Source organism: Novosphingobium sp. TCA1 (genome assembly GCF_009811895.1).
In the GTDB taxonomy this organism is placed as follows: Bacteria; Pseudomonadota; Alphaproteobacteria; order Sphingomonadales; family Sphingomonadaceae; genus Novosphingobium; species Novosphingobium panipatense_A.
The window spans coordinates 1-10,169 of record NZ_BLJH01000060.1; the positions used below are offsets into that span (position 1 = coordinate 1).

General features: G+C 60.1%; 9 protein-coding genes and 1 pseudogene. 4 read left to right on the top strand and 6 right to left on the bottom strand.

Annotated elements, in window-relative coordinates:
- A pseudogene (locus NTCA1_RS27010) lies at positions 1-83 on the top strand (ATP-binding protein); the annotation flags it as partial.
- 185 nt (positions 84-268) lie between these two features.
- Here the strand turns inward: NTCA1_RS27010 and NTCA1_RS27015 are convergent.
- Positions 269-1,219, bottom strand: a complete 951-nt coding sequence (locus tag NTCA1_RS27015) for a transglutaminase family protein (RefSeq protein ID WP_159832380.1) — start codon at positions 1,217-1,219, stop codon at positions 269-271.
- A gap of 14 nt (positions 1,220-1,233) precedes the next feature.
- Here NTCA1_RS27015 and NTCA1_RS27020 point away from each other — a divergent pair, with 14 nt between their 5' ends.
- Positions 1,234-2,016, top strand: a complete 783-nt coding sequence (locus tag NTCA1_RS27020) for an N-formylglutamate amidohydrolase (RefSeq protein WP_159832381.1) — start codon at positions 1,234-1,236, stop codon at positions 2,014-2,016.
- Between the two features lie 37 nt (positions 2,017-2,053).
- Here NTCA1_RS27020 and nhaA read toward each other — a convergent pair whose 3' ends face one another.
- Complete coding sequence (gene nhaA, locus NTCA1_RS27025) at positions 2,054-3,433, bottom strand: Na+/H+ antiporter NhaA (RefSeq protein ID WP_159832382.1); 1,380 nt, start codon at positions 3,431-3,433, stop codon at positions 2,054-2,056.
- Positions 3,434-3,736: 303 nt separating this feature from the next.
- On the opposite strand from nhaA, the gene NTCA1_RS27030 reads away from it, so the two are divergent.
- Complete coding sequence (locus tag NTCA1_RS27030) at positions 3,737-4,123, top strand: response regulator (RefSeq protein ID WP_004212645.1); 387 nt, start codon at positions 3,737-3,739, stop codon at positions 4,121-4,123.
- A 16-nt stretch (positions 4,124-4,139) separates the two neighbouring features.
- Here NTCA1_RS27030 and NTCA1_RS27035 read toward each other — a convergent pair whose 3' ends face one another.
- From NTCA1_RS27035 to NTCA1_RS27045, 3 genes are read right to left on the bottom strand one after another with little or no spacing between them, the layout of a single operon-like run.
- Positions 4,140-5,282, bottom strand: a complete 1,143-nt coding sequence (locus NTCA1_RS27035) for a hybrid sensor histidine kinase/response regulator (protein WP_048939554.1) — start codon at positions 5,280-5,282, stop codon at positions 4,140-4,142.
- Positions 5,283-5,284: 2 nt separating this feature from the next.
- Positions 5,285-5,710 carry a response regulator gene (locus tag NTCA1_RS27040; RefSeq protein WP_004212641.1) on the bottom strand — a complete coding sequence of 142 codons (426 nt, stop codon included), beginning with the start codon at positions 5,708-5,710 and terminating at the stop codon, positions 5,285-5,287.
- The gene (locus NTCA1_RS27045) at positions 5,707-7,584 is read right to left on the bottom strand and encodes an ATP-binding protein (RefSeq protein ID WP_159078589.1); all 1,878 of its coding nucleotides are present in this window, start codon (positions 7,582-7,584) and stop codon (positions 5,707-5,709) included. Before NTCA1_RS27045 ends, NTCA1_RS27040 begins: the two co-directional genes overlap by 4 nt.
- A 589-nt stretch (positions 7,585-8,173) precedes the next feature.
- On the opposite strand from NTCA1_RS27045, the gene NTCA1_RS27050 reads away from it, so the two are divergent.
- Entirely contained in the window at positions 8,174-9,376 is a 1,203-nt protein-coding gene (locus tag NTCA1_RS27050; RefSeq protein WP_004212638.1) for a mechanosensitive ion channel family protein, read from the top strand.
- A gap of 328 nt (positions 9,377-9,704) precedes the next feature.
- Here NTCA1_RS27050 and NTCA1_RS27055 read toward each other — a convergent pair whose 3' ends face one another.
- On the bottom strand, positions 9,705-10,091 hold the full coding sequence (locus tag NTCA1_RS27055) for an MgtC/SapB family protein (RefSeq protein WP_236549603.1): 387 nt from the start codon (positions 10,089-10,091) through the stop codon (positions 9,705-9,707).
- Between the last annotated feature and the right edge of the window lie 78 nt (positions 10,092-10,169).

Genomic DNA, 10,169 nt, shown 5'->3' on the forward strand with positions numbered 1-10,169 from the left:
ATCACGTCAGCATCCTCGAGATGAACGGCGAAAGCTATCGCCTCGCTCACAGCCGGGCCCGCAAGGCTAAAATCAGACCCTGAAAAGCAAGCCAATGCCGGGGGGAGTGGCCCTCGGGCTACGCCCTCACGCCACTCCCCCCGGCGTGTAACTCGATGGCCTGGTTTTACGCCGCCCCATGGCCGACTTTTGCTCCGCCGTTGACAGAGTAACGCCACCATCGCGGTTCTCGCCTGCGTTTCGAACCGAATGTCATATCCGCAGCGGATCAGCATCTCTGTGACCTTTTCGAAGGGCCGGCAAGCCGGCTGTTGACGGCGCCATCGCCGCGGGAGTGAGAGGGGGAATCCTCAGTACGATGAACGTCTACTTCAACGTCCATTCCCAGGTAGCTGGAGGGGAGCCCGAACCAGGTTCCCGACAGGGGGATCGCTTGATAGGGATCGCGCGCGACCGCAACGCGGACCAGACCCCGATTGCCGACGATGCCATTGGTCGGGTCGAATTCAACCCAACCTGATCCGGGGAGGAAGATGCGGACCCAGGCGTGCGTATTTCCGCCACCGACCACGCCCTCCGAACGCGAGGGATTGTAGACATAACCCGAGACGAAGCGCGCGGCGAAGCCCAGCGCGCGCACCGCCTCGATCATCAGCACGGCAAAGTCACGGCAGGTGCCCTGTCGCTTGGCCAGCGTCTCCGTCGGCGTCTGGGTTCCCTTTTCATGTCGAGGTACATAGGTGAAATGCCGTTTGATACTGGTCGCGATGGAGGTCAGGAGCGCAACTGTTTCGGTGTTGCCATCGTTCTTGACGAAGGCGCGCGCCCAATTGTCCACGGTTCGCTCGGGATCGAGATGCTGGCGCTCGATCGAGCGTAGCAGGTCGGGCATATCCTCTGCCGAATAGGTGAAAGGAAAGAGGCGAGCGTAAGGTTCGACATCGACCTGTTGCTGAGCCAGCGGTGCGTGTTCCAGAGTGGTCTCACTGATGACCAGCAGTTTCTCCGTGCGGCGATCGAAAGCCGCCACCGCCACCGAATTCCCGAAAACGTCGTGCAGCCACCGCAGTCCGGTGGGCTCCGGCTCGATCACGAGACGCGCCGATAGCAAATGCTGGTCAAATCCTTCACGCGGTCGCATCATGATCCGATGTTCACCGAGCGATACGGGCTGCTGATAGCGATACAGCGTGGAATGATGGATGGTCAGCAGCGGCATGGGAGTAACTCCTGATGGCCGCGCTGGAGGCGGATAGCCTGCTTGGACCCGACGATCCGGCGCCATTCGAAGTGTACAACGCGGGCGGCGCCTCACCGTTCCTCCTGCTCGGCGATCACGCGGGCACAGCGATACCGGCTTCGCTCAAAAGTCTCGGGTTAGGCCCGGAGGATCGAGGCCGTCACATCGCGCTGGACATCGGCGTCGAGGGACTGGGCCAAGTGCTTGCGCGCGAGCTGGATTGTCCGTTCCTGCGTCAAATCTATTCGCGACTGGTTATCGACTGCAATCGCCATAGCGAACGGGCCGACGCAGTTCCGGAGATATCCGACCGCACCTATATCCCTGGAAACATGAACCTTCCGGACAGCGTCCGGAGGGCCCGGATAGAAAGCATTCACGTGCCCTATCACGCAGCCATTTCAAGAATGCTGGATGATCGTCAGCACCAGGGCCGCGCGACCGTCCTTGTTTCACTTCATAGTTTCACCCCCATCCTGAACGGAAGCGCCCGACCTTGGGACGTCGGCATATTATATTGGCGGGGGCGTACGGACTTCGCGCTTGGGCTACGTGATGCGCTGGCAAGACAAACTGGCATCGTTGTTGGCGACAATGTCCCCTATGCGATGGACGACACAGATTATACGGTCCCGTACCACGCATTCAGCCGCGCCCTGCCCTATGTGGAAATCGAGGTGAAGCAGAGTCTGATCGATGATCCGCAGGGGCAAGCCGTCTGGGCGGCTCGCCTCGGAACTGCGGCCCGCGAAGCGCTGGACAGGATAGCGCTTTAGCTCTGTGCCTAGATTACGAGAACGACCACTAGCATCCCTACCTTTTCGCGGGCACGCTCCTGAATACGGCGTACCCGAACAAACCGGAAAGGACCGAGGCTGCGAATACGCCCAGGGAGGCCTCCTCGAACAGCGTTTCGTCCGTAAAGGCCAGTTCGGCGATGAAGAGGGATATGGTAAAGCCGATGCCGGCAACGCCCCCGATACCAAGGATCATTCTCCAGGTCAGCCCTTCCGGCAAGCGAGCGAGATGCAGCCGACACGCGAGCCAGGTCGCGAAGAGAAAGCCTGCCGGTTTGCCGACCGCCAGACCGGCGATGATGCCGATCGCCAGGTTTGAATGCAGAATGTCACTCAGCAGGTCTGGGGAGAAATGTATCCGCAGGTTGGAAAGAGCAAATAGCGGCAAGACCACATAAGAGACCCACGGCGTCAATATCCGGATCAGCCTGGCCGCGGCTTCATCGGTAGCCGCTGCCATCTCGTGGACGTAGCCCAGGTTTTTCTGAGCGGACAGATGATGAGTATCCTCTTCATCCGGATCGTCGGCGCGTGCGGCCGCAGCCTCGGCTTTCTTGATCTCGTCGATGGGTCGCTGGACATGCGCTGCAAAGCGCCGCTCTGAAAGGCGCGAGTTTGTCGGAAGCAGCAGACCAATAGCGACACCGGCTATCGTGGGATGAACCCCCGATCCCAATATGCCGATCCAAACCACGATGCCCAGAAAGACATAAAGGATTGGAGTGACCCAGTTAAGGCGCAGGAACAGGATTATGCCAAGATATGCGGCTCCTGCCAGTGCGAGAAACCAGGGTTGAAGCGTAGCGGTGTAGGCAAAGGCTATAACTAGCAGGCCAAACACATCGTCGATCGCTGCGAAGGCGAGCAACGTGGCGCGAAGCGATGGCGGCAAGGAGGTCGCGAACATACCGACGATCGCCAGGCTGAACGCCGTATCCATCGCCGCTACCGTTCCCCAGCCATGCTGCGCTTGGGTACCAAGGTTGAAGGCAAGGTAAACAGCCACCGGAACAACGAGACCACCTATCGCACCAACGACAGGGAGGGCCGCGGTCCGAACTGAAGACAATGACCCTTTCACGAACTCACGCTTCACCTCTGTTCCGATTATGAGGAAAAACAGCGGCATCAACGCGTCATTGATCCATCCCGACAGGGGTTTAGCTATTGCCCAGCCATCATAGGTCAGCCTCAGGGGGGCGTCCCAGATGTGCGCGTATGTTGAACCCCAAGCGGTATTGATCAGCACGAGTGCGGCGATCGACGCGATCAGCAGCGGGCCGCCGGATACCTCGCCGATAACGAAGAACGGTTCAAACTTCCTAAGGATAGCAGCCGCGGGCGAGTGATGGGCCCTGGCGGCGATGCGGCCCGACTGACGAGGGGGCAAACTCATTTGCCGTTCCTGGATTCGGTAAAATCGCCGGGCATGTCTCATCCAACCCGACCAAAGCGAAATCGTTGCAAAATGCTGTCGGGCAGAGGCAAGTTAGATGTCCGGTAAGCAGGAAGGTGCCAGTAGGATTGCCGGCGCTCGGCGGACTATGCGATCGTGCCATGGGATATTCCGGTTCGCCGCATGATCGGCAAAGCCTTGCGTGACTATTTCACGCAGCGAACTATTCGAGCAATGCCGACTGTCTGATTAACACTCTGTTTCCACCGGGAACGATGTCGCCGAATTTTGATTTTATGCGGTATGAAGGAAGACGCTGCCCATCCGATCTGCCGAGAGGAGATTCTGGTCGTTGATGATGAGCCGCTGCTCAGAATGGTTTTGGTGGATTTGTTCGAGGATGCAGGCTTCCGGGTGGAGGAAGCGGGCGATGCTGGCGAAGCGCTTGAACTATTGAAAGCGCATCCTTCCATCCGCATTGTCGTGACCGACATTCAGATGCCCGGATCCATGGACGGCCTGCGCCTCGCGAACTATATCCATGATGCATATCCGCCAATCGCGCTAATCGTGTGCTCGGGCGCGATATCACCTGATGGAGGCGCGCTGCCGCAGTCCGCCATCTTCATGCCCAAACCGGTCGATCACGCCGTTTTGCTACGCACGGTGAGCAAAATGTTGTCTGCGTAACGAGGCTAAGCTCCTGCTATTGCTTAGATAAGCCTTCGAAAACTAGCGAAAAGGCGGTTCCTTCGCCCACTTTGCTGGCGACTTCCATCCTTGCCCCCATCCGTTCGACAAGGTCGCGGCAGAGCAGTAGTCCCAGCCCGCTCCCCTTCTCTCCCGCAGTCCCTGGCGTCGTGACGCGGCGATCGATGCGGAAGAGATTGTCGATGGCCTGCTGCGACATTCCTACGCCGGAATCCCGAACATGGATAACGAACCGCCCGTCGGTTCCTTTCTCGCAGGCGATGGTGATGCCGCCCCCTGCTGGCGTAAACTTGATCGAATTGCCGACCAGGTTGCGCAGCACCGTCGCGAGCATGTCGCGATGGGCACGGACCATCCCGCCGCCACAATCGAATGACACCGATACGCCCTTCTCTTCAGCCGTGTGGCGGCACACACTCGTCGCTTCCTGTGCGATAGCAGCCACATCGACCATCTCGAGTTCGACATTGCCGCTATCCATCTGGAGCTGTGCCCAGTCGAAAAGGCTTTCCATCAGGGCGTGTGCCTGCACTGCCGCCTCCTGCACGGCCTGCGCACGGATTTGAACCTTCGCGGGATCCTTTTGCGCGGCGGTCCGGCTCAAAGAGTCCGAGAGACCAATGATTGCCTGGAAGGGATTGCGCAGATCATGCGCGATGATCGAAAGCAGCAAGGCCTTCTGACGATTGAGCGCATCGAGAGCGAGGGATTTTTCCTCGGCTTCCCGCTTCGCCTGCTCGAGTTCCGCCAGAAAGGCGCGCCTTGCCTTGGCATAGCGGATTGCACGCGCAAGGCCCGATGGGTTGAGCTCCGCCTTGCTCAAATGATCGAGCGCCCCCGCTCGCATCAGATCGAGGGCCGTCTCGGGGTTGGTCTCGCCGGTAAGGATCAGAACGGCATTGATACCGCACCCTGGAGCGAGCAAAGCCCCCAGCACATCGAAGGCATCGGCATCGGGCAAGCGATAATCGAGCAGGACGCAGTCGAAGGCTTTCTCGCCTGCGAGCGCTAGTCCTTCGGCAGCGTTTGCTGCCTCCGTCAGAACCCAAGTGAGGTCAGAGGCCGACAGCGCCCGCCGGACGGCCTGGCGATCGACTTCATCGTCATCGATAAGGAGGATGTGGGTCTGGGTCGGCATCGTCAGCGCGGAAACTCAACGATTCTCCAATAATGTTCAAGCAGTGATACGGCTTCCATAAAGGTGTTTGCCGGGTCCTGCTTGACGATGTAGCCCGCGACATTGTGCCCATAGGCGCGCGCCTTGTCCTCGTCCGCCTTGGAGGTGGTGATCATGAACACCACAGAGCCTTTCAGCTCCTCATCCGCCCGAATGGCTTCCAGGAATTCGATGCCGTTCATCCGGGGCATGTTGAGGTCGAGCAGGATGAGGTGAGGCTTGGGCAGCTTTTCCTGGCCGTTTTCGCCCCGCAGCACTTCCAGTGCCTCGATGCCGTCACGAGCCACTGTGATCGGGTTGGCGATCCGGCTTTTGGCGAACGCGCGCTTTAGGCCTTGCACATCGACCTCGTCATCTTCGACGAGCAACAGATTGACGGTTGGATTCATGCTCGAGATTCCTTGGAGATAGCGGGCCAGGTGAAATGCACGGTGAGGCCGCGGGCCTCATTCTCGCTCAACCACACCTGTCCGGATTGCCGTTCGACGAGCTTCCTTACAATCGCAAGCCCCATTCCGCTACCTTCCACTTCATCCCTTGGCTTGAGGGTCTGGAACATACCGAACACCCGTTCGCGGAACTGTTCGGGTATCCCTGCCCCATTATCGCTGACGGTGAACTCGTACATGTTGCCCACAGATGCCGCCTTAACCTGGATAAGGCCATGGGCCGGATCCGGGTGATGCTTTACCGCGTTTCCTATGAGGTTCTGCAGCGTCTGGGTGAGCGCGGCTTGCGCGGTTACCAGCGTAGGCAAACTCGCGTCCGCCTCGATCCGAAAGCCCTCCGGCGGGCTGATGAGGGCCGCAAGATCCGAGACCAGCGCCCTCGTATCAACCTCCCGGATCACATTGTCGTCGCGCCCGGCGCGCGAATAGGCGAGCAGATCACTAAGCAGACTCTCGAGCCGACGTACCCGGCTCTTCAGCAAATCCATGTTCGTTCGGGTATCGCCCTCCAGCTTGTCACCCAGGTCCTCCTCGATCCAGCTCGCCAGGTTCTCGATCCCGCGAAGAGGCGCTTTGAGATCGTGTGAGGCGACATAGGCGAACTGCTCGAGCTCGGCATTGGAACGCTGGAGATCATGAGCCTGATGCCGCAGCTTCTGGTCGATTTCCTTTCGATCCGTCACATCGGTAAAGAGCGCGACGACCCCAAGGATACGGCCGCTATTGGCGCGGTGGGGACGGAAGTAACCCTCGAAATCCCTCGGCGACGCGGCATCGGGCAGCTGGAAGGCAAACCGAACTTCCTCCCCGCTGAGTGCCGTCTGGAGTTCGTCGCCAGCGCCTGGGAACGTCTTTTGAGGAAACAATTGATCCAGATTTCGGCCCGAAACATGAGCTACGTCCTCCGCCGTAACGCTGAAGCGGCGCGCAAACTCCTCATTCAGAAAGCCGATGGATCTGTCCGCCTCGATATAAGCGATCATCGCCGGCATGGTATCCGCGGTCACCCGCAGGACCGACGTGCGGTCGAGTTCGATGAGGCTGTCTTTGAACACCGCGACGGCACGCGCCATGGCGCCAACCTCATTGCGGTGGTTGAGGCTTGGGATGGATACCGACGTGTCACGCGCGACAAGCCTCCGCATCGTTTCCGCCAAACCCACAAGGGGACGGGCTATGTACCGGCTGAGGGCTACTGCGACCCCCAGACTGATCAACAATGTCAGGACCAACGAAGCCCACAGGGTGAACCGCGCGGTTTCTTCCGCGCGCGCAACCAGGCGGGTCTGGACAACCAGCGAATCCTGTTCGCGCTGTTCGATAGTGGCGAGCCGTGCGCGGAAGGTGTCGAACATGGCCTTGCCCTGCCCGTCTGCTTCGATCGAACGGGCGTGATCGCGCGCCGTGGGATAGGCCATGTCCCTGATGATGACGGCGCCCACCTGACGCTGCCAGTTTCGCGCCGCTTGTTCGGCTTCTTCAAGCGCATCCAACTGAGGTTGGTTCGTGGCCAGCAGAACCTTCAGCTCCGCGATACTATGGTCGAAGTTGCGTCGCCCCTCTTCATAGGGCTGCAGACTTGTCCGACGTCCGGTCAGCAAATAGCCTCGCGCGCCGGTCTCCTGGTTGAGCATCTCGTTCTTGATGGCGCTCAGTCCGACAATGATCTGCGAAGAGCGGAAGCGCGACGCCGTCGCAGAATGCAATTGGGACAAGGTGATAAGGACGCCTCCGCTGCCGACGAGCGCAATGAGGGCGATCATCGCGATTGCGAAACCGAAAGTTCGATTCAGACTGTAGGTGTTCTCTCGCATCGCCCTTCGCATACCCAGCCTGTGGGAAAATAACAGCAACAGTTTTTAGGGTTTGGTTGGGCGCCAGACTCTGAGTACGAGCCGGTGACGATTCCAGGGATCCCGCTCGGCATTGCGGGCTTTTCTCCCCGTCGGCGGCGCGCGACGACCACCGAATCGATTACATTCATCAGCGGGTTGAGGACCGTCGAGCCCCGGCAATGCCTCGCCAGCAGCGTGACGATCTCCCTCATCGACGTTAGTGCGCCGCCCAGAACAGGCAGATAGGCCGAACGCAGGTAGTTGTCGTTTGCGCTCATCCATGACGATGGTCACGGTGCCCATGATCATGATCGTGATGCTCGTGTGCCCGTGGTGATGATAGCGGTAAGGCGCTGACGATGTTCAAGATTAGGCCAATCGCCGCCGCTACGGTCGCATTCCCGAAAGCGTGAGGGACTTCATCACTCGATACGGGAACAAACTCGGGGTCAGTCCATTTTAGAGGCCCGCGCCGACACTTTGCGCGCCTGTCGTGCAAGCGTCGCCAATCCGCCGGTTCGGGTCGCCATCCGCAACCGCGCCACAGACGCAGGATCATGTGCATACGATGAGCGTAATCCAGATTATCGCCGCAGCCACGCCCGCTGCAACTTCCCCAGCTCTCGCAAGAACCGCCATCCCGGACGTATCCACGCAAATTCGCGACCTGTCGCGATCGACGGTTTCGTGGTTCCAGGCGTACTGGCTGCAGATCATCATCGCATTGGCCATCGCCGTCGCCATCGTCTCCGCGCTCTACGCCCTGCGCGGGCTTGGCGCGCGTCTGTGCCGAAAGGAGCGCGGGCGGGGCGACTGGCGTACCATCGTCGGCCGGGCCATCACCAAGACCACCAACTACTTCATCATCATGGTCGCCATCCGTGCGGTGGACGGATACGCGCAGACGCCTCCGATGCTCGACAAGCTGGTAACGTTCCTGTTCACCCTGGCTGCGGTGATGCAAGGCGCGATCTGGGCGCGCGAGTTCATCCTCGGCGCGATAGAGCACAAGACCTCGGCCGAGCATTTCAAGGGCGAGGCGATCATTAATGCCATGGGCCTCATCCGCCTGTTGGTCAGCGTGGTGGTCTTCGCGGTGGCGGCCGTGGTGCTGCTCGACAACATCGGCGTAAACGTTACCGGCCTCGTCGCGGGTCTGGGCGTCGGCGGTATCGCCATAGGTCTGGCTGCGCAGGGTATCTTCGCCGACCTGTTCGCCGCGCTGGCGATCATCTTCGACCGACCGTTTTCCAAGGGCGACCAGATCAGCTTCGACAATTCGTCGGGCACGATCGAGGCGATCGGTCTCAAGTCCACGCGCATCCGCGCCTATACGGGCGAACTGCGGATCATCTCCAACAAGAACCTGCTCGACAAGGAAATCCTGAACGTCAGCGGGCGTGATCATATCCGTTTGCCGTTCACCATCGGCGTCGCCTACGAGACCCCGCCCGAGACGCTCGCGCGCATTCCCGGCATCCTGACCGAACTTGTCGAGGCGGAAGGCGGTAAGGCGGCAAGGGCCGGGTTCGAGAGCTTCGGCGCTAGTTCGCTCGATTTCAGCCTGCTGGTCGACGTGCCGGGCAAGGACTGGGGCGTGGCGCATCCGCTGCGCGACCGGCTGATGGTGGCGGTCGTGCAAAGGTTCGCCCAGGAGGGGATTTCCATTCCTTATCCCACGCAAACGACGTTCACCGCCGCCCCTGACGGAAAGCTGATCATGCCCTATCCGAGCCCCACGTCATCTGACGACGACGCAAGGGCGCTGTAGGCCCTTCGTCGAAGCCCCGCATGCGTTTCTGCGGAAATTGGCCAGATGGAGGCGGAAATGTAGCTTTCCCGCCATATAGCAGCGGGCCCTGCGGGCCCGAACTGCACAGTCTGCTCCTAAGGACTCCTCTTAACCGGCAGCACGGGCTGGCCGTTAGCCCTGCCGTCCTGGCCGATTTATGGGTGGGTTCTGGGCCGCGTGTGGCGCACGCTGCCGTGGCATCGCTCGCGTTATGACCAATTCCATGTACCTGCATTAGGTCGGATTCCAGGGGGCGAAACCCAGTCAGGGCTCGAAGCCTTGTGCTATGGTGCTCCTCAAGGCGGCTCTACTTTTCCTCCTCGCCAAGCTGACCGGGTGGAGGAGAGGGAACGACAGAGCCACGCCGGTTCGGCATCTGCACCGATTTCTGGCTATCTGGCGATCCGCCATTTTTTGGCAGCATGCGTTCAACGAAGGTCGCAGCGACCAGGAGTAGGACGGCGAGGGCCGTACCTGCCAGCACAAGAATATACTGCCCAGCACCGGCGGTTATGCCGACAGCCGCAGCCATCCAGAGACTGGCCGCCGTTGTCATGTTTCGTACATCGCCCCCGCGCACAAAGATCAAGCCTCCGGCGATAAAGCCGATAGCTTGTGCAAGCCCTTGTATGACGCGAACAGGGTCGCCCTCCCCATGGTGTTCCACGAGTTCCAGGGCAGACAAGGTAAGCATCCCTGAGCTCAGCGCGACTAGGCCACCGACTCATTATGGCGCAGCCAAATGCGTATGGACGCAAGCTGGACTGAGGCG